The organism is Laspinema olomoucense D3b (assembly GCF_025370785.1).
GTDB lineage: Bacteria > Cyanobacteriota > Cyanobacteriia > Cyanobacteriales > Laspinemataceae > Laspinema > Laspinema olomoucense.
In genome coordinates, this window is sequence record NZ_JAMXFA010000037.1 from 48488 (window position 1) to 67072 (window position 18585).

General features: G+C 47.9%; 17 protein-coding genes. 7 read left to right on the forward strand and 10 right to left on the reverse strand.

From position 1 onward, the window contains the following. Nucleotide 1: 1 nt before the first annotated feature. The 4 genes from NG792_RS22435 to NG792_RS22450 all read right to left on the reverse strand — a co-directional run bounded on the left by NG792_RS22435 (nucleotide 2) and on the right by NG792_RS22450 (nucleotide 5631). Nucleotides 2-400: a hypothetical protein gene (locus tag NG792_RS22435; protein ID WP_261236852.1), complete on the reverse strand. Its 399-nt coding sequence runs from the start codon at nucleotides 398-400 to the stop codon at nucleotides 2-4. Between the two features lie 174 nt (nucleotides 401-574). Continuing rightward, nucleotides 575-1414: a type III-B CRISPR module RAMP protein Cmr4 gene (cmr4, locus tag NG792_RS22440; protein ID WP_261236853.1), complete on the reverse strand. Its 840-nt coding sequence runs from the start codon at nucleotides 1412-1414 to the stop codon at nucleotides 575-577. Further along, nucleotides 1414-2535 carry a type III-B CRISPR module-associated Cmr3 family protein gene (locus NG792_RS22445; RefSeq protein ID WP_261236854.1) on the reverse strand — a complete coding sequence of 374 codons (1122 nt, stop codon included), beginning with the start codon at nucleotides 2533-2535 and terminating at the stop codon, nucleotides 1414-1416. Before NG792_RS22445 ends, cmr4 begins: the two co-directional genes overlap by 1 nt. Further along, on the reverse strand, nucleotides 2536-5631 hold the full coding sequence (locus tag NG792_RS22450; RefSeq protein WP_261236855.1) for a type III-B CRISPR-associated protein Cas10/Cmr2: 3096 nt from the start codon (nucleotides 5629-5631) through the stop codon (nucleotides 2536-2538). It lies immediately after the preceding gene. Nucleotides 5632-6081: 450 nt separating this feature from the next. On the opposite strand from NG792_RS22450, the gene NG792_RS22455 reads away from it, so the two are divergent. Continuing rightward, entirely contained in the window at nucleotides 6082-7254 is a 1173-nt protein-coding gene (locus NG792_RS22455; RefSeq protein ID WP_261236856.1) for a helix-turn-helix transcriptional regulator, read from the forward strand. Between the two features lie 224 nt (nucleotides 7255-7478). On the opposite strand, the gene NG792_RS22460 is transcribed toward NG792_RS22455, so the two are convergent. Together NG792_RS22460 and NG792_RS22465 are read right to left on the reverse strand one after the other, a co-directional pair. Beyond that, nucleotides 7479-7814 carry a hypothetical protein gene (locus NG792_RS22460; protein ID WP_261236857.1) on the reverse strand — a complete coding sequence of 112 codons (336 nt, stop codon included), beginning with the start codon at nucleotides 7812-7814 and terminating at the stop codon, nucleotides 7479-7481. A 165-nt stretch (nucleotides 7815-7979) separates the two neighbouring features. Continuing rightward, the gene (locus tag NG792_RS22465; protein ID WP_261236858.1) at nucleotides 7980-9884 is read right to left on the reverse strand and encodes an MICOS complex subunit MIC60; all 1905 of its coding nucleotides are present in this window, start codon (nucleotides 9882-9884) and stop codon (nucleotides 7980-7982) included. A gap of 472 nt (nucleotides 9885-10356) precedes the next feature. Here NG792_RS22465 and NG792_RS22470 point away from each other — a divergent pair, with 472 nt between their 5' ends. The 3 genes from NG792_RS22470 to NG792_RS22480 are packed head-to-tail and all read left to right on the forward strand — an operon-like array spanning nucleotide 10357 to nucleotide 12463. Beyond that, the gene (locus tag NG792_RS22470; protein WP_261236859.1) at nucleotides 10357-11148 is read left to right on the forward strand and encodes a hypothetical protein; all 792 of its coding nucleotides are present in this window, start codon (nucleotides 10357-10359) and stop codon (nucleotides 11146-11148) included. A 1-nt stretch (nucleotide 11149) separates the two neighbouring features. Further along, complete coding sequence (locus tag NG792_RS22475; protein ID WP_261236860.1) at nucleotides 11150-11863, forward strand: hypothetical protein; 714 nt, start codon at nucleotides 11150-11152, stop codon at nucleotides 11861-11863. Between the two features lie 3 nt (nucleotides 11864-11866). After that, nucleotides 11867-12463 (forward strand): GNAT family N-acetyltransferase, encoded by a 597-nt coding sequence (locus NG792_RS22480; protein WP_261236861.1) that lies wholly within the window; start codon nucleotides 11867-11869, stop codon nucleotides 12461-12463. Between the two features lie 58 nt (nucleotides 12464-12521). Here the strand turns inward: NG792_RS22480 and NG792_RS22485 are convergent, their stop codons facing one another. Then, nucleotides 12522-13055: a hypothetical protein gene (locus NG792_RS22485; protein WP_261236862.1), complete on the reverse strand. Its 534-nt coding sequence runs from the start codon at nucleotides 13053-13055 to the stop codon at nucleotides 12522-12524. Nucleotides 13056-13205: 150 nt separating this feature from the next. Between NG792_RS22485 and NG792_RS22490 the strand changes: the two genes are divergently transcribed. Next, nucleotides 13206-13367 (forward strand): hypothetical protein, encoded by a 162-nt coding sequence (locus NG792_RS22490; protein ID WP_261236863.1) that lies wholly within the window; start codon nucleotides 13206-13208, stop codon nucleotides 13365-13367. After that, entirely contained in the window at nucleotides 13357-13704 is a 348-nt protein-coding gene (locus tag NG792_RS22495) for an SDR family NAD(P)-dependent oxidoreductase (protein ID WP_261236864.1), read from the forward strand. The genes NG792_RS22490 and NG792_RS22495 overlap by 11 nt, the downstream gene beginning before the upstream one ends. Here NG792_RS22495 and NG792_RS22500 read toward each other — a convergent pair. After that, on the reverse strand, nucleotides 13701-14909 hold the full coding sequence (locus NG792_RS22500; protein WP_261236865.1) for an RNA-guided endonuclease InsQ/TnpB family protein: 1209 nt from the start codon (nucleotides 14907-14909) through the stop codon (nucleotides 13701-13703). The two genes, NG792_RS22495 and NG792_RS22500, sit on opposite strands and share 4 nt — an antisense overlap. 104 nt (nucleotides 14910-15013) lie before the next feature. On the opposite strand from NG792_RS22500, the gene NG792_RS22505 reads away from it, so the two are divergent. Next, nucleotides 15014-15427 (forward strand): SDR family oxidoreductase, encoded by a 414-nt coding sequence (locus tag NG792_RS22505; protein WP_261236866.1) that lies wholly within the window; start codon nucleotides 15014-15016, stop codon nucleotides 15425-15427. A 438-nt stretch (nucleotides 15428-15865) separates the two neighbouring features. Here the strand turns inward: NG792_RS22505 and NG792_RS22510 are convergent, their stop codons facing one another. Beyond that, nucleotides 15866-17779 (reverse strand): ATP-dependent nuclease, encoded by a 1914-nt coding sequence (locus NG792_RS22510; RefSeq protein ID WP_261236867.1) that lies wholly within the window; start codon nucleotides 17777-17779, stop codon nucleotides 15866-15868. Nucleotides 17780-18185: 406 nt separating this feature from the next. Continuing rightward, entirely contained in the window at nucleotides 18186-18398 is a 213-nt protein-coding gene (locus tag NG792_RS29100) for an ATP-binding domain-containing protein (protein WP_353961712.1), read from the reverse strand. Between the last annotated feature and the right edge of the window lie 187 nt (nucleotides 18399-18585).

Genomic DNA, 18585 nt, shown 5'->3' on the forward strand with positions numbered 1-18585 from the left:
TTTAGTCATCTCCAGAAACATTGTGATAAACAGCAGTCGCCCAAAAACTAAACTCTCGGGCCAAAGCCAATCCCAATCCGGTCAACCCCAAATATTCGTCGGTGTCTAAGTTTTTGAGGGTAGTTAAGCCCTGATTGCCTGCTAAGTTGCCATCTTGCAAATTGGCAAGAGCCTGTAAACACTCAAAATATTTACGAACAACCTGCTTTTTCCCTTCTTGCCCGAGGGCTTGTTCTTCCGCTTTCAGACGCATCATGCCCCAAGTAGAAAGATAGGTATAGAGTTCAACAGCTTGACTTTTCTGCTCTTTAAGGCGAGTGTTATCTTGAGTTTGCGATCGCAACTCCGACAGCGCTTCATAAACGGGAGTCGCTATAGTCCGGGGGTCAAAAGTCATCATGGTTACTCCTAAAGTGAATCAATAAACTGAAGTTGAGGAATAGCCCGCCTGGACGAGCCTTGCACTGAAGTTGAGGAATAGCCCGCCTGGACGAGCCTTGCTCCGATTTCTGAATTGTTTAGAGGGACACAGCCTTTTCATCAGCCGAGACTGTTCCAACGAGTTCTAAAAAGGTCAGGTTGACCACTGCTGAACAAACCCTCGTCCTAAACTTTCTTGACCCCCAATCTGGATAATTTCTTGGCGACTCAACAAATTTTCAAATGCAGTCTGAGAACTTTCGCGAGTACCATTCGCTTGCGACGTAACACCCCAGGGGAAATACATCACGCTATCGGGTGGAATCGCTTCCTCGTAGCGAAATCCTCCCTCTACCGATTTATGCTCATCTAACTTGACCTTCACCTGCCGCCAGAGACTCATTTGGATTAGCGTCACACAATGATGGTCAGGCAAGACCAAGACGCGATCAATACCTTGACTAGCTGGATGCTGCGGTATAAATGCTTGCCAGTCCTTCCAGTCTTTCAACTCATTGGAGTTGATAATTGCATCCTTGAGATAAATCCCCGACTGATTTTTTTTGGCATTGGTCAAATAAGACTCCGCAGGAATTTCAGGCAGCGACGGATTAAAGCGCTTCCAGCGGCGGAGTAACATCGGGCAGCTAATCCAAATCACGCCATGACTCAAGGAAGGTACAGGCAGCCATAGTAAAGAGCCGTCTCCAATCCAGACATCCCCTTGTTCAAGTTGGGTGATTGTCTTACCTGTTTGGGATTGGTATTCTGCCAAAAACTCTTGATTGTCCAAATCTTTCAAGTCTGGGCCAAACAGTTGAGTGCGAAGTACGCGATTGTCCACACTAGCTCGTTGGCGTCCCCGAATCGTACTTGATGGAATATAAGGTAAATCCGTATGAGATTCACGGGCAATTCCCAACAGGTTCCCTTCTTGAGTTGTGCCGCCGGTATGTAATGGGGCTAAGAGATATAGATAAACTAAATTGGTCATTAATTTGCTCCTTCGTAAGAAATCCACAACAATTCTGAATACCCCAACTGTCGCCAACGTTGAACATGGTGGGGTGCGGTAAGACTATCCTGGAACAAAGGTTCCGGCTGATTGAGGTAGTACAAACTTCCTGGGGGCGCGGCAAAGACCTGGGGGGCCGGAATACTACGTTGAGCTTGCCCTTGTTGAGTTTCTTTCTCTCGAACACGGCAGCTAATCGCTACGGCTTTGTCCGTGGCTACACTGACTAAACTGCCCAGTTTTTGATTGCCATTGGCCGCATGAGCTAATTTCCATTCCCAGGGCCAAGCGCGGCATAAAGCTTGGCCTTGATCCTGTTTGCGCTCAAAAACCCCAGGGGTGGCAAGATAGGCGATCGCCTTGCCGGATGTTTTGAAGTTGCGATCGCTCAAGGTGGCGATTGCTTGCCATTGCTCCTCCAATGGTGGACAGCGCTCTAAAATCGCCCGATGCCCTTCCCCGCCAAGTTGAATCACCGTCCTGTCTAGCTCTTTATCAACAGCGATCGCTAAACTCCAGCCCGGTGCCATCCGGATGGCATTCTCGACAAAATAGCCATCAGCATCTTTGACCTGGCGGGTCCCTTCTTCCAAGGTATTGTGAGAGCGGGTTTCTACGGTCCAGGGTTTGACAGCCTTGGGGTCTTGAGTCAGCCAATTGGGTTTGGCAATTTGTCCTGTTTCTAAATAAGTGGCGATCGCCTGACTCGATAAAAACTGGCGATAAAAGTAGCCTTTGGGTAGTTTGTCATCTTCCCGCTCGTTATCTCTTTCCAGACGGGGTTTTACTAAGGGACAAGGCTGGAGTCGATCCCAAAATCCTTGGGACAAAGGAGAGTTTGGCATCCAGTCCAGGGGAAGCAAGGGATTAGGTCCCACAAAACCCAAAGGCCGGGGAAAATAGAGCGTCTCCTCATGAGCGAGAAACACGCCCTTAAGGTGAAACTTAACCGGGTCTCCTGCAATCCCTCGCAATGCCCCGGCGATGGTATGACCGTTGGGTGGAAAAATGCTCCCGGCCCAGGCGCGTTCCCCGGGGGTGAAGGGCTTGGCATCCCGGAACATCAGCACGTCCAGAGGCGTGATTGTGTACCAATACATTTAATGTTCACCTCCTACTTTGATTTGGCGACTACGCAGCACGAAGGCAGCCAGTTTCAACCAGTTTTTGACCTCGGCTTCTTGATGTTGGGTTTCGGTGGTCTGGTATAACCCGGTGAGAAATTCGCTCAAGGTTCCCTGAAATTTAGCTTTCAAGGCATCATCGCCTTTGAACACCTCACGACGGCTACAAAAGGCGATGCTCCAAGGCACAATGGCGTCAGCACAAGGAACCGGATGCTGACTCCACACTTGGGCAGCCTGCTCAAATAAGGCAGAATCTAGGGCAGGGAAATCTAAGTTAACGCCATCTAACTTAGGGAAATCCAACAGCGATCGCCACTTATCAAACACCTCAAACTTGGCCGTTGCCTTGAGAATATTGCCATTGCCATAGAGGACCCGCACCTGCACCGCATCTTTAACTTCTCCTTGGGGGCTACGATGGTCCTTGGCTCCCTCTTCCGCTGCCCAGAGGTTTTCTAAGGCAATGGCGAGAGGAACAGAGTGATGGGCCAAAACGATGCCAAAACTAATACTGGCTCTCGAACCCATCGTAAACAAGGGCCTACTCGAAAGATTTTTGGGCAATTTTTCCCTTTGCCACCGCCAATAATCTCCGTCATGGGCAAATTCCTTTTTCGGGTCGCTGCCGCCCTTGAAACATTGGCGAATATCCCACAGCCAGCTATCCCATTCCCATAAGTTGGTGTAGGCCAAAACGTCATCGCCACCACCATAAATTAATCGTCCGGCATGGCGCACCTCGGTCAGATAAGGGACTAACTGATTGGAAAAATCCAACAAGGCGCGACTCAGGGCGTTATGACTCGCTGGACCCATACGTTTTTGGCACTCTAGGAACTTCTCTAGGGACTCGCGAACGGCTAAGTCCGGGATTTGGTCTTGCAAGGCTTTGGGAATATACTCCTTATAGGCTTGCAAGGGTTCGCCTTTGAGCCAGTTGCTCATCCCATCGCCATCGCCAGCGGCGAGGACATACCAATCCGTGGGATTAGCGCCAGAGGGGAACCATTGGCTGATAGCCTCACGCAGTTTCCGAAGTTCTTCTTGTTTCTGCTGTTTTTGCTCGGTTTTAGTCAGGACCGCCCCGGCTGTCTGCGCTTGTGGTTCAAACTCTTCAATGTACCATCCGGCATTCAAGATCCGGGGATGAGGCCATTCGGGATGTTGGTCCGCGATCCAAGGAATTCCCCAAGATTGGGGTTCCCCCTTAAAATTGTTTTTAATCCAAGGAAGATCGCTTAAACTTTGGCAAGCCTTCTGATAATAAGCAAGGGCTTCTTGTTGTTGGGGATGATGTCGCAACCATCCGGCGACCCCCGAAGTCAAGTCGGGATAATAAAGTTGCAACCGGGTTTGAGGTTGCTGCAATAAATCGGGCAGAATCCGGTGCAACCCCCGTTTAAGCACTTCGGTGGCATTCAGTTCTTCAATCCCATCAAATAATCCGACCGACCGCTGCCAATCTTTGGCGGTCTCTCCTTCGGTGACCCAATCGGGACCGTTATGGACTACCGGACCTATCCCGGAAATAGTAGACCGGGGTCCAAAGGCAGAGGGAATATTCCAAGTCCGCGAATTTTTCACCGCCGTCAACGCAAACCGGGTTTGGTCGAAAATGCTGGCCCACCAAGAACCCACATTCAAATTCGGCTGTCTGGCTTTATAAGATTGCGACCGTTGGCGGCGATCGCGCCAATCTTCGAGAACGCTACTCTGATAAGTTTCGGCCACAAATTGCGCTTCGGCTTCCAGCAGTAGATTCTCCGTAGGACGAGCAAACTGATTTTGGACCTTTTGCCAAGTTTGATAACTTTGAGGTTGACGTGGGGACTGGTGCAGTTCCAAAAGGCGATCGCCCAGGGGTAGGGCAGTCCAATAGGTTTGCCATTGTGCTTTGAGCCAGTCAGACCAAGTATGAGGATTGAGCTTGGGCATCCATTTTTGAGTGTTTTGCAGATCCGCCAACACTTGGTTTCCCAAACTGAGCCATTCTTCCTGGAGGGTTTGTTCAGCCTGTTGCATTGCGGCGCACACCGGATTTTTTACTTGCCCCTTGCCGGTGCTACCCGCCCCGTTATCCGGGAGAATCATTACCAGCACATTGGGAAAACCAGCGGTGAGCAGTTGCCGTTCGCTAGGGGATTCAATCCACTCGGAAAAGCCAGGATATTTTGACAACAGCCAACAATCAATGAGCGGTTGGGCATAGAGGCAGGGATAAACTAGCGTATCCGGGCCATATTTCCAAGCAAGCGCCCAAGCGACCTTAGCAGACAAATAATGGAGTAACCAAGAACCCGCCCAAAAGTCGCGCATCTTACGGCTGGCTTTGATGAGTTCCTGTACCGGCGTAAAGCTAAAAATGCCCACATAAGGACGGGATTGGTGATAATCTTTGCCTTGGATGGCCCGCTTCCGGGGATAATTATCTGGGTCACAATGATAACCTGCTAAAGCCCCAGCCAAAGCTGAAGTCATGGTGGTATGACTCCATACCGACGCATCAGGAATCCGAGTATCTGCCGGGAGTAAGGGCAACGTGGATTCTTCTGAGAGGTTCGCCGTCTGGTCCAGGGCGCGGGAGAGGGCCACAGGATAGCAGCGCCATAACCACCAGTAAACTTGCCGTGCATCAGGACAGGTGCGGATACTGTCGGGAATCAAAATAGTTTCAACTTCCGCTAACCATTTGCTTCGGTTGCTCTTCTCATTGAGCAAGAAATCGTGCCACTCCCCTAGTTTGAGGGTTTGTGTGGCTCCCGAAAGCAGATGTTTGATTTCTAACCCGTTCTTGTCATAATCTACTGCCTTATGACCGGGCAGACGACCCAGGGCAGCGCGATCGCTCGCTGAGGCAATCAAATCGCACAAGCTAATCTGTTTCAACCAGTTGCTATTATAGACAGACTCCTTATGAGACTTAGCTTTCGGGGATATCCAGCCCTCCATGCAAGCCAGCGATCGCCATGCTCCCTCGCTACCACGTCCTGCATTCGTATGTAATGCCTTGAGCGCTGGATCATGGAGCAATCCCCAGATCTTCGCTTGCCAATAGGGTATATTTGTCATGGTTTGTTGATTTTTCTTGAAATGAATGGACCGGCGGGGAATTAACACAAGCCGTCGCCTTCTGTTTACCTATCGGGATATTTGGGAAAAATTACGCAATTTTTTGGTCATTCTTAGAAATTCTTGCCGTTCCCAGCCTCCATCTAGGAATGCCATAAGGATTCTGCTTCATTCTCTAGGAAAGCAATTGCTCCAATATGCAAGGTTTGCCGGTGACATTATGTAATTAGAGTAGGACTCTCGCGATGTACGAACCCAACGCGGCGCACAAAAACCCGATTAATCCTTAATTTATCAGCTTTTCCTAGGGTTGTCTGATATTTGAAGATATGTATCTAAATTATTGCAAAACGATACAAACCCTTACAAATCAACACATTTCGCCATTGTTAATAAACTGTGTCAATATTGCCATTACCTTGACATTCTCCAAAAAAAAGGGTAAACCGTATGGCTAAGAAACCAACCCCCCACCCTTACTCCGACCGCAGCAGTTTTGAGAGGCTGATGTTGCTGATTGCAACCCTGGTTCACTATCCTGGAGTCGGACATATCCCGGAAGAAGAACGGGAAAGTCACTCCGGCGATGCGCTGCAAGCCTTACAGGAAAAAGTGTGCGAGTTGGCGGCGAGTTTAGAAATCGAATTGCCTCCAGGCTACCCGGCAACCGCCACCCTTCGCAAAGATTTACAATGCTTGCGAGACTACGGCATCCTTGATCGCCGGATTTATCGCTGGGGATATTACCTGGGAACTGGGGTAATGAGCGTAGAACAGTTGCAGATCATGATGTGCGCCTTAGAATCTCAAGGCAAGTACCAAAGCAATCCTCAAGCACGTCAACTTTATGACCTGTTATCTCGGCGGTTGCGCGGGCTGGAATTGGCAACCCCTGGGCAATTTTTATATCCGGTGCGCCAACATCTGAATCGAGCGATTATGGAGACCGACCCTCTGGAAATGATAAAACGGGGAAACAATCAAAATACCTTATTTCATCAGCAAGCAACCGTGGAACAGGCAATCGCCTCCGCTCAGGCGATCGAACTGTCTCGTAAGCGTGACCCCTATGGTCGCAGGTTGGTCGGTCCTTTGCGAGTCTGGCCCCTGCAACTGGTGTACCATGATATCGCTTGGTATTTGATTTACGAATATTGTGAGACCGGACATCTGGCGATTGGTCGATTTGACCGTTTTGGAGACTACTGTCAGTTGCTCACTCAGCAGCGCACCCTCGAACATCAATCCCAAAGTTTGAAAAATGCCCATCAACTCTTGCAAAATGGCTGGGGATTGTATTTGGGTGACCCGGAAGAACAAGCAGCAGAATTAGCCGGGACTGTAAAGTTGAAACCTGTCAAGGTGAGATTTTTTAGCCCGGTGATGGAGTTTATCCGGGAAGGGGACTGTCGCCATCCCCAACAAAAAATTAAACTCGGCCCCAAAAATGAGACCGGCCAAATTGAATATATCGATTACATTGTGCCATTACCCCGGCGCTCATTTAAGGAGTTTTTGCTGTGGGTCTATCGCTACATGAACAATGCAATTGTGACATCTCCCCCTGAATTGGTTCAACAACACCGGCAAGCCGCCCAGGATTTAGTCGCCCGCTGGGAGTAGAGTGGGGGAGTGTGCAATCAAATTTGGTGGGGGCATTTCTGGGCGATCGGCTTAGCGATGACCCATTGTTTGGACAAATTTTCCCGGGTTACAGGTTGTTTCTTATTTCCTTAAAACTTTTTGCAACAAAGGATTTTACCGATTTTTCAAAAAGTCCAAGGTTTTGATATTCCTCACCATAACCAAAGTTTTTTAAGTGGGTAGTTTTTCAGTCACATTTCCTCTTAAAAATATTTGGCAATTTTTTTAATTTCCTCCGCCTGGAATTGAGCCAACAATGCCAACAGTGCAGTAAACGGGCAAGGAGTGTTTGCAAAGGTCAAGCCACTCCCCCATTTATCAATGCGCGACTCTGAGATGGTTTGGCCCGTGAACTTAGTCAAGACTGCCGACAAAAACCGGAGACAACGTGAACGACGGCCAGACCGGGCATTCAGCTTGTCACCGGCATGACGCAACGGCAAAAATCGGTCACAAAATTCTTCCGGACTCATGCTTATTATTATGGATTGGCTCGGCTGTTGAGTAGATTGATTGCTCCGGTTGGATGCTGCATACATAGAAAAATCTCCTGATTTGATTGAAAGGATTAAGGGTTTTTTTGTAGGGTAGAATTGATGGACACTTCCATCCCTCACCGGCAAACCTTTTATATGGCTTGGGCGTAAGGTAATTATTATCTGAGTTTTATCTCAGCTAAGAAAATGTCGAGAGTCAGAACTGTTTCAAGAGCGTTGCATTTGACCCAACGGTGACAACTCCCAACCCATTTTTGCTTTGAGTTCTTGATTTTCCTGTTGGAGTTGGGTTAACTGCTTTTTCGTGTCATACAACCGAGTGTTGAGTTCGGTGACTTGCTCCTGCCATTGCAAAAACTTCGGATTTTTTTGCGGGTCTTTATAGTGGGCAATTGTCTCCGTCGCTTGCGCCAACGAAGATTGCAACTCCTCAATCTGCAATTGTTTTTCTTCCGTGACAGAACGGATTTGCTGTTGGGCTTCTTCTACAGGAACAAAAGTGTCCATCGGCGGTAGGAAGACTTGAACTGGCTCCATCTGTTCGCCGTAGCAAATAATTCTCGTTTTTTCGCCAGAAAGCTGCACCTGGAAACGGTGTAGGGTGTCGCTTTCCTCTGGTAATTGGACGACTTGACCGAGGCGATCGCAATATTTCCGATTGTCATGATTCACAATCCGAACGTAGGAACCGACCGTGAGGGGCTTAGGTGTGGGTGTCTTTTGTTCGAGAGAGCGATGGGCCTCAGCCAATTGGATTTCCAGAGCCATCACCTTGGCGCTCAACTGAGAATTATCCGCATATTTCATACTGGATTCTTTGGCAGCCTTCTCTGAAACTAATGCTTCATAGCATTGCTGCATTTCCTCAAGCTGACTCAGCAGTTGTTGGTTCTGCTCTTTCAACTGCTCTAAAAGTTCATCCGACTGGGTGGATTCGAGGTGTTCAATTTGTTGTTGGAGCAGGTGCATATCCAAATCTTTTTGGGCGTTTTCTTGGATGAGTTTTTGGAGTTCTTGGTTTTCTCGTTCGAGGCGATCGCGCTGCGCTTGCAATCCATGAATCAGGGCAGTAGCCTTGTCTGCCTCCTTGAGTTGGGCGCTCAAATCCCGGACTTGCCTTTCCAGTTCTGCCATTCGGTCCAACTGAGGCGGAGGAACCACCGGCGCGAGTTTTTGCATACTCAACGCTTGTTGGAGATGGCGGTGACGAGGAACAACTGGACCCTCTTCACCAGCTTCTTGCCGCGCCAGGGTACGAACACAAGAGCGAAATTCTTCAGAAGCCTTGGTATCCAACCGCAGGCCACGTTCTATCCACTTCAATTGGGTTTCGATGATAGGATCATTGGGCTCCCCACAGTTGGCAATAAACGAGGCGATCGCTGGAGCAGCCTTGTTAGTCCTGGGGGCAGATTGCATCAATTTAGAAACATCCCACTCGGTCAAAACCTCAATTGCTTCGATGAGATGGTCCGTCAATACCGGCGATTCTTTAATGTGGGCTAACCGCTGTGCTTCCGCTTGCAAGGTGGCGATCGCATCCTCCTCCGCATCAAATTTGTCTGCGACTAATTCCCAGTCCGCTTCACTGACGGGTTGCCCTAAATTAATACTGCCGTGCCGAGCTTTACGGATGCTGTTGACGGTCTGCTTGCCCGCTTTAAGCAGTCTGAGTAACAGGTGTTCATCGCTAATTTTCGTCAGTTCCTTGAGGGCGCTAATGGACCAAGACTGGACCGACTTGAGGATGAGGCGTTGGATACGCCGGTGCTGCGAGTCGAACCATTCCGAAATCTGGATGAGGGACCGGGCCATCCAAGTCGAACCCCCGAAGTCAGAGGAACGCAGCCAGTCTTCAAATCGCTGCTCTCCTTGACTCAGCCCATGTTCGAGGCAGAGTTCATGCAACAGTCGCCGGAAGCTGCGTCCGATTTCTAGGCCGCTAACAAAAGTGTGGTGGACAAAACTGAAGAACTGAGAGAGGGTTGCCTTGGCTTGCTCTTGTAGTCTTTGGGAACCGAAACTCGCGTAGTCGTAATCGGTTTGGAGAACCAATGGAACAACGGTGTCCCGCTGGACGAATGCTTGACCTGATTGAATTTGAGCTATCATGATGGTGAATTTTTTGATTTGTCGGTCTCCCGTTGGCGCGGGAGACTTTTTCGTTTTTAACCAGCGACTTGGCTTTTTCCAGTTCAAACCTGGGCGATGCTTGAGCACGTCGGCTTGAGTGTCTAGTGGCTGGCATCAAGTCCTAGAGCCTGACTCGGGTAAGCCTTAACCGTATTTGGCTAAGAACAACCGGGTCAGTCCACCTTGCTGCCTTCTCAAAAGCCTGGAAAAAATAAAGTGACTAAAATGAAATCGATTTGGTCGTTTGCTGCCTTCCTTATAGCTAATTTTTTGGGTTTTGTCAAGAGTCAAGCAAAAGTGCCTAAAGCCTTGCCAGCAAATAGTTTTAGCTATTTTTGGCTCTCGAAATAAAAATTAAGAAAAGTAAACAAATTGTGGAAAAAGTGAAAGCGCTTTGCCATTTGTCGGAAATTGACCACACAATAGATTGGGATAGTGTGGAAGGTAGAGCGTGACAAGTAAAAGCGAAAGGTTGTCAGATTTGTTGCTGTTTCTGGAGAGTCAGATGATGGCTCCACCCGAGGAGCGTGAGTCTATATTGCTCGAATACCTGAATCGAGTGGGGCCAACTAGCAGCGTGACCAGCTTAAAGCGCTGGAAAGCGGGCGACCAGTTCCCTTGGCGCTCGAAGAGGATTTTGTTGGCACAGGCCATCGGCTGCACTCATCCCGAACTGGATCGATTTTTGCTCAAGGAAGAACCCGAAAATGCCCAAGAGTTCTTTGCCCGGTTGCCTGAGTTGCTGCCTGAGTACCGCACCCGGAAAGCTGAACTCAAAATTTCGGTGAGTTCGGAGTTGCAAATTTTAGAGGGGATGGAAGTCTTGAATCATCAACTCGTGCAGATGAATCAACGGAGTCCGTTTAGTTTATCTAGGAAGTTGCTGGGTATCTTAGAAAATCTAATGGGTTTGCTTGATATCGAATCAATGGTACTTTTAAAGGCTAATCTTTCTAAAACTATTGAGCTTAAATTAAAACAACTAAATCTGAATTCAGAGCAGGAGTCAAGACCAGGCCAGACTTTTTCTGCTATTTTTGCTAATAAAAATCTAGGCCAACTTTCTGAGGATACTCAAATCCCCCTTGCCCGATTGGAAGCAATTGCCAAACTCCAAGTTAAACCTTCGGACCAAGAACTTTCTTTGTTAGAAGGATTTTTAGAGGTATCTTTGGAAGAACTTATCCGAATTAGAGCCACAACTCAGTACCAAACTAAGGATGTCAATGGAGGAGTAAAATAACATGGACAAATCCAACTTTATGCAACTATTCCCAGGCTGCAACTGGATTGCTAGTCATGCTGAAAGTGAAGCGGCAATTGTCCAAGCCGGAAGTTGGGACGCAGCTATGGAGATTCATAAAACTTATTTTCAAGCGTTAGCCAGACTCGCCCGCGATTTAGGAAAGCGAGAAATTCGCATTGAACATAACGACGCGAGCAAGCCTCCATTGCGGGTGATGGCAGATTTTGCTAACTGTGGTCAAGAAGAAAGCGGATTTACCAATGAAGGTAACCTAAATTGGAGGTCGGTTTTTAAGCAATATTCTCTAGCGCGCTTCTCGAAAATGTGGAGCGATTTGGAGTTAGATTTTAATGCACTCCATCAATCAGCCAATGCTATTTACATCAGTCAGATAGAAGACCAGACCAACTTATATGCCAATCGCACGGCATTGTTAGCCCAAGGCAAAAAACCCAAAGAGTTCTTGGGACAATCAGCTTGTGCCTTAAATGATGAAGAAGAACTGGCCCGTCGCTGCCATTTAATTTACAATGATGGCGGACTCAATGAATATGGATACTCGGCATTACGGTGGTTTCGCGAACCCAGCACAGGCTTTTGGCGGCGCAAGCGCATGAACTTTATCAGCAATTTTCGTAAGCTCGAATATCTCGGCGAATTGTGCTGGATTGGCGAAGTGTTAGTGGCTGAAGAAACCGGAAGTATTCTCTAGGCGATGTCACCTAAAATAATACCGAATCTGGAACTGTTAGAGCGCGATCGCCTAGATGAGTTGGTCGCACTCTATCGCGCAGTGTTCGCCGAGCCGCCTTCGTCTCAGTGGTGGTCAAAAGAATCAGTGGTGGCCATGTTCGAGCGCTACTTCCAGACAGGAGCGGTGCTGGGGGCATTCAGTGGCGAGGGCTTGGTGGGTTTTGCTGTCGTCCAACCGTTGGCCGCAGCTTCCATCATCGGTCAACAGACTTGGATTGAACCCGAACAACAATGGCGATCGCTCGATTGGCAATTGCTAGATGAGTTCGGGTTGCTTCCCGATTGTGGTTACTTGGCGGATTTGGGCGTTGCTGCCAGTCACCGGCAACAGGGAATCGCCAGTGAGTTGGTGCGCTTAGGGTGGAAGCACTATCCCGACAAACCGATGCTGTTGCGGGTAAGTGCTTGCAAGAGTGATGCGATCGCCCTTTATGAAAAACTAGGGTTTGCCCAGTTGCCTGGACTCGAACAGCGACCAGAATATCGGCAACAGGACGGCTCACTCAAGACTGAATCCAAGTTCTTGATGGTCAAGGATGCGACAAGTTCGAGTGGCTGAGGATGGACGAGTCGATTTTGCGATAATCTTTCTTCTGCCGATGCAGGAACTAACTGGGTCAGTCAGCCGAATCTGAAACGATGGGATCTAATAATGTTGAAGCAACAGAAATGTGAAATTCTTTACCTGTATCTTCCAGTTGAAAATCAATAATAAACCGTGTATTCTTGGCAAATAATTCCAGTTTTCGAGCAATGAGTTCATCAAGAATCTCCCGCATATCTTGTTGTTGAATCAACGGGTCGTTCCCTTTCAAGCCCTTTTTGATGAACTTGTCAATCGTGGATTGCCGTGCCTTCTCTGGAATAAGAGCTAAGTTCCAAGCAGTCACCGCAACCTTGAACAGATTCTCTCGCTCAATCGGATTGTGGATAAACTCTAGGTAAGGCTCAACAAATTCCTCCAAAACCTCAGACATCTTGACTTCGCCTTTCGGATTCGTCACCATATTTGCAAATTTGTCCCCCAGAGGTCCTTCCCGAATTTTCTGCTGCAACTTCTCCAGTTCTTTCTGATGATTTTTGTTCGCACGTTCTTGCTTGAGAATTTCACTAAAGCCTTTAGATTTTCTCGCCATAAAAATCTCCTTCATCGCTTGAACTTAATTTTACCACTCTACATTGAGCCGGTAAAATAGGGGCAATGTCCAGGTACTACTTTCAGACCCGCTCGGCGTGGGGTGCGCTTAGTGGCGAGAACTTAGTTGGTTCTGCCGTGGTGCAAGCACTATCCCGACAAACCGATGCTGTTGCGGGTAAGTGCTTGCAAGAGTGATGCGATAGCCTACGGCATAGCTTCGCTTACCGCCACCCAAGTCATTCCTCTACTTTTGCCGGTATCACCCATTGCGGTTGCGATCGCTCATAATTTGAACCAGCATCTAGAAACCAACTATGCCCGCTAATTTGAACTACAAAACTGCCATCATCACCGGCGCATCTTCCGGCATCGGACGGGCCACGGCTTTACTATTGGCTGAGGCGGGCGTTCAGGTCGTGCTCGTTTCCCGCTGGGGGGATGCGCTGCAAGAACTCGCAGACCAGATTTTCGCTGGGGGCGGGACGGCGATCGCAATTTCCACGAATATTACCAATTGCCAACAAGTTCAAGCAATGGTGTCAACGGTCCTGGACAAGTTCGGTCGTATTGATGTCCTGGTGAACTCTGCTGGACTGATTGACGTGGCCCCTACCATTGAGGCGAGTGTGGAGCGGTGGCAAGAACTGATTCAGGTAAGCTAACCCCCGGCTGAAGCACGGGGGCTTTCGCCCTCGCTCGACAGTCTTGGGTCTTGTGGTAGCCCTGAATCATCACGGTTCAAAGAACACGCTAGATCCGAGCCTCCGGGCTGGCTTACAAAAACAGCCCCAATCTTAGAAATATTGATTGCCCCATTCAAGTCAGCGTCACCGTGCCAACCACAATTACCACACTTAAACCGCTTGTCACTTCTCAGCCCAATATGGTTGCAGACGTGGCAAGTTTGACTGGTGTAGGCAGGTGGGACGGCAACCAGTTCGACCCCTGCCTTAATTGCTTTATAAGTCAGGAACAACCGCAACTGGTAAAACGCCCAACTGTTCGAGCGTCTACGTTCCGTCTTGTGCCTGGGCTCCTGGTTGGTACGTTCTCGAATGCCCGTCAAATCTTCAATCGCAATTACGGCATTGCTGGCTTTGGCTGTATCAATGACTTTCTTGCTGATGTTGTGGTTCAACCACTGTTGATAGCGCCGCTCTCTGCCCGACAGCCGTTTCAAGATCTGTCTCGCTCGTCTGCGAGTAGACCGTGTGCCTTTCGAGGCTTTGCGTTGGAGCGATGCTCTTACTCTGGAAAACTTATCCCTAACCTGTTGAATCTCTTTTCCATCCCATTTCTCTCCATCAGAAGTAACGGCGATGTCTCTACGCCCAAAGTCAACCCCTATCACCTTGCCCGACTTGGTTGGTTCCGGGGTTTTATCGGTCAACTGAATATGGATATAAAACAGACCGTCACGATGCTTGCAGAGTTGAGCCGAAGTGGGCTTGCGCCCTTTCAACTTGCCAGCCTGATAATTAGCAAGCACAACGGGGATATGTTCTCTGCCACCCAGCAACGTCAGACTGACAGTCTTATCCTTCTCCCTGAAATCGAAAATCCGGGCATCGTAATCAGCCGATGTTGGAGCAAATGTTTGAACGGGTTTGCCTTGAGTTTTTGCTGCTTTCCGATTCGCTCCAACCCTGGCACACACTCTTACTGCTTGGTTTGCACTCAATCCAAATCGAGAGCGAATGTCCTGATAAACCATGCTTTGAATCGTGGCCTTACTGGTTATCCCCGGCTTGACCTGTTCGTTGGTATAGTTACAGGCATCTGCAAACGCCCTGAGCAAATCATCCATTTTGGCGGATTGCTCAGGGGTGGGTTGAAGCTTGCAAACGATAGTGAGGGTTTGTTCCATTCCATGATTATATCACGTGTGAAGATGACGTCGGCTAAAGCCGCTAGTTCGTTTTTCCTCTTTGCTCTGAAGAGACAGGGCTTCCAAACGTATCAGGAGGTTTCGTGAACTTGCTGGGAGCGATGTACTGTTGTCATGCCGTAGCCCCGGTGATGCAAGAACAACAGCGGGGCCACATCGTCAATGTTTCCTCCGTGGCGGGTCGGACGGCTTCGGCTGGAGTGAGCGCTTACAATGCCAGCAAGTGGGGTGTGGGTGCGTTCTCGGAAGCGTTGCGCCAGGAACTGTGCAAAAGCAGGGTGCGAGTGACGGTGGTGGAGCCAGGTTGGGTGGAGACGCCACTCTATGACGAGATTACGAGTGGGGCCATGCAGGAGCGGGTTAGTCGCTGGCAAGAGGGCATCTGTGAGCCACTGCTGCCGGAGGATGTGGCGGGGGCGATTGGGTTCACTCTATCTCAACCCCAGCGGGTGAATGTCAACGAGATTTTGCTCAGACCGACTGGGCAGATGAATTAGTGGGGCGAGGGGATGAACAGAAGTGGGCTTGTTTATAAGAGATAGCCTTTATAGAGGACTTGTGTTTACCGTGGAAAAATTTTATTTTACAACGGTTTCAGCGATTTGATTGGGATTAGTAGCGGTGCGGGGAATGGCTGCCAGTTCGAGGTAAATGGCAACGATTCTTGTTCTTGATTTAGCTGGTGGAGCCTGGATGAACGGGGAAAGCGATCGCATCCGTTGAACGAAACCGCTACCGACTTTTTCCGGATGCCCTCGCGATGGGTCGTGCCAATTTTGTCACCAGTTGGTGATCGCTTCTACCGACTTGCTTCTTGGTAAATCCAGATGCTATCCCTAGGCATTCCAGTTGATACAAGGTTCACCCATGCTACTGGGAGACACTGTTGTAGAGATAGAGAGTGCTTTAGTGGCTCAAAAATACCTTAAGGAACATTACCTATAATTTGTTATCTCAAAGTCATCCATGCCAGCATTGGTTTGGTGGCTCACACGCACTAATCTTCTTTCCTGACCCAGCATTTCAGAAATTACAATGACAGCACTAAAATGATTATTCTCATTACGTTGTAGGTCCTCAATAGAAAATATTTTGACGGCAGCACTTTGAACTGTATTGAGATGCGATTGTATTTGCTCTAGTTTCCAGTTTTGATGGTTTGTAACTGCAACTTGAAGCTCATGAATATATCGCCTCAGATAATCTTTAAGAACTCGATCAACATCAACTTGAATCTTAGATGGAAGTAGACAAACTACCACGAATAATTCACCGTACCTACTTGCCAGGTCCGTCTCTGCGACACCTGCTGAAATTTGCTCTATCTCCTCAGCAACAGCCTGTCTTTTGAGATCATCTTTAAGATCGTAACGATCACCACTGTATTGTGGCAAATATCTTTCAAGTGTGCCGCCGGACAACAAGTGGATATTTTTCTGTCTTAGAGCGGTAGTTATCTGGTTAAGTCGTCCCTCAATTTCCTCAACAATAACTGTTTGTTTACGCCCTTCAGTCTCTAAAACAGGTTTCAAAGCGTTAGCTACTTCATCTCGATATAGACTAAGAGCCGTGAGAACTGCTACACGCGCCTTCCCCCAGTTCTTCTTCTTATCCCAGTCACTTTTTGGTCCTAAGTCAGAAAGAAATTGATGTAGGCGCGAAAGTTGTCCCTGCAAGGGTTTATGCAATAAACGATCAATAGCCTCGGTTAACTTCTTATCCAACTCTCCACAATACTTTGCAAAATCATTTGCCACGCCAGCATGGGCTAAAAAGTTCTGTACAGTTTCGTCATCTTTGACGCAGGCTCTTAAGTTGCCAGAGAAGAGACTATCGAGATCATAGAGAAAATGTGCTTTCTTTCCAAATAATAGACACAATTCCACATATCGGTTTACTTCTTCACAACCGCCTGCATCAATAATGCAACTTCCAGCTCCTGCCACGGAAACACCACGCGCCTCTTGGAGACTTGCAATAAACTGTGCATCCAATATTCCTTCAACAAATATTGGGTTATCCGAGAAGAAGAGCTGTTTATGATGAGTGTTGATTCGGGGTACAACCTTCGATAACCTTAAAGATACCTTTTCGTCAATATCTAATATATGCTTTGGTACGGAATGATCTAGAGAAAAAGAAATAATTGATTTGACATCTTCTATAGTTCGGAAGTCCAGGATAAAGGGTGAATGAGTAACTAAAAATACTATTTTTTTGTTGGGGTCAAGCGTAGGGTTGCCAGCTAGTTTTCGTACTTCTTGAATGAAAAATGCTTGATATTGTGGATGAAGATTTAATTCAGGCTCGTCAATAATAAGATAGGGATATTCATTGTTATAAAGATGTGTCAGTAACACAAGTAGCTCTTTAATTCCATGACACTCATCTCGGTCAAGTCGGTAAGACACACCAGAGTCTCCAAGAACCGCTCTAGCCAAGAGATTTCCTGAATCCCACTCAATATAAATCTTGCGGTTGAAAAGATGGCTGAGTGTCGCTTCAACTTGAATACGAAGATCCATTCTTTCTTCTAGCAGGATAATTGTGTCAATCCCCAATCCTTGTTGACCTGCCATTTTATATTGATTGAAATGGGTTTTTGCAAGACCATTTGAAAAATAATCTCCATGATAGCTTGCAAGTGGATCGTTCTGCTCCATTCCGCGAAGTCTGTCCGTTCCAAGCAATCGCGCATTACCCAAATAATCTTTCAGGGTTTTTCCAAACTTTGATTTTCCACTTCCATTTGGTCCAACGAGGAAATTAATATAACCAATTCTTGATGTGTCAAACGTTTTATTTTGCCAGGGTAATGGTAGTTCAAAGGATAAGCTTTTATTTATCATAAGTAAAATTAAACTGCCTAGGATTTATCTTTAAAGTGAAGATTAACTATTATTAGGCTGAAATTTTCCTCCCTAGATCCCAATTTGGGTGGATAGGCAGAATGATTCAGGATAATACCCCAATGGTAGCGCTTTGGTAGAAACTTTCCACATAATACACCGCTGAAGGCGGATAGCGAGAAGTTGTGGAAAGACGATCGCATCATCCGGCCAAGTCTCCCAGTCACTCGACCTGCTCCAACTTGCCTCAAGGAATTGCCAACCGTCACCATCGGTTTTGCTCGGGTATCGCTACATTCATTGCCACATCACGCCAGCCAATCGGTCTAATGCCAGGAAGTCTCGCAACGGCTGGTCTTGGAACATAGGATTAGCAATTGAAGGTAGGCGGCTGGCGATTAGAAATTCACTCTTTGATTGAGCAAAGTGTACCGCTGGTTTTCCTGCACCTTCTGGACCGCCAACGCCAGGGCTTTCTCCTGCCCGACAGGATTACCAGTTTGCGCGCCCGAGTCAGTCCGGTGTAGAGCAAATTCTTGTTGAGTAAAATGTAGTGTTGGGTGTAAAGTGGCAGAATCACTACGGGATACTTGCTGTCTTGGCTTTTGTAGATGATTATCCCCTAAGCCAGGGCAATCTGGGTTCACCTCGACTTTCTCCAGATGCCATTAAGATACTTGCGGATTCTATCATGCAACATCGACTAAATTCGCTCTCATCAATGAGCGATCAGCAATTCTCATTTTGAAAATTTAACTGCTATTGGGGGGAATCTCTAGATCAAGGCCCTGGAGCATGAAGGTGAG

Coding starts and splice junctions, on each gene's coding strand:
- NG792_RS22495 (WP_261236864.1), top strand. CDS start 13,357: ATGCCCGCTAATTTGAACTACAAAACTGCCATCATCACCGGCGCATCT.
- NG792_RS22475 (WP_261236860.1), top strand. CDS start 11,150: ATGGACAAATCCAACTTTATGCAACTATTCCCAGGCTGCAACTGGATT.
- NG792_RS22455 (WP_261236856.1), top strand. CDS start 6,082: ATGGCTAAGAAACCAACCCCCCACCCTTACTCCGACCGCAGCAGTTTT.
- NG792_RS22510 (WP_261236867.1), bottom strand. CDS start 17,779: ATGATAAATAAAAGCTTATCCTTTGAACTACCATTACCCTGGCAAAAT.
- NG792_RS22450 (WP_261236855.1), bottom strand. CDS start 5,631: ATGACAAATATACCCTATTGGCAAGCGAAGATCTGGGGATTGCTCCAT.
- NG792_RS22465 (WP_261236858.1), bottom strand. CDS start 9,884: ATGATAGCTCAAATTCAATCAGGTCAAGCATTCGTCCAGCGGGACACC.
- NG792_RS22445 (WP_261236854.1), bottom strand. CDS start 2,535: ATGTATTGGTACACAATCACGCCTCTGGACGTGCTGATGTTCCGGGAT.
- NG792_RS22460 (WP_261236857.1), bottom strand. CDS start 7,814: ATGTATGCAGCATCCAACCGGAGCAATCAATCTACTCAACAGCCGAGC.
- NG792_RS22490 (WP_261236863.1), top strand. CDS start 13,206: ATGCTGTTGCGGGTAAGTGCTTGCAAGAGTGATGCGATAGCCTACGGC.
- NG792_RS22485 (WP_261236862.1), bottom strand. CDS start 13,055: ATGAAGGAGATTTTTATGGCGAGAAAATCTAAAGGCTTTAGTGAAATT.
- NG792_RS22435 (WP_261236852.1), bottom strand. CDS start 400: ATGATGACTTTTGACCCCCGGACTATAGCGACTCCCGTTTATGAAGCG.
- NG792_RS22500 (WP_261236865.1), bottom strand. CDS start 14,909: ATGGAACAAACCCTCACTATCGTTTGCAAGCTTCAACCCACCCCTGAG.
- cmr4 (WP_261236853.1), bottom strand. CDS start 1,414: ATGACCAATTTAGTTTATCTATATCTCTTAGCCCCATTACATACCGGC.
- NG792_RS22480 (WP_261236861.1), top strand. CDS start 11,867: ATGTCACCTAAAATAATACCGAATCTGGAACTGTTAGAGCGCGATCGC.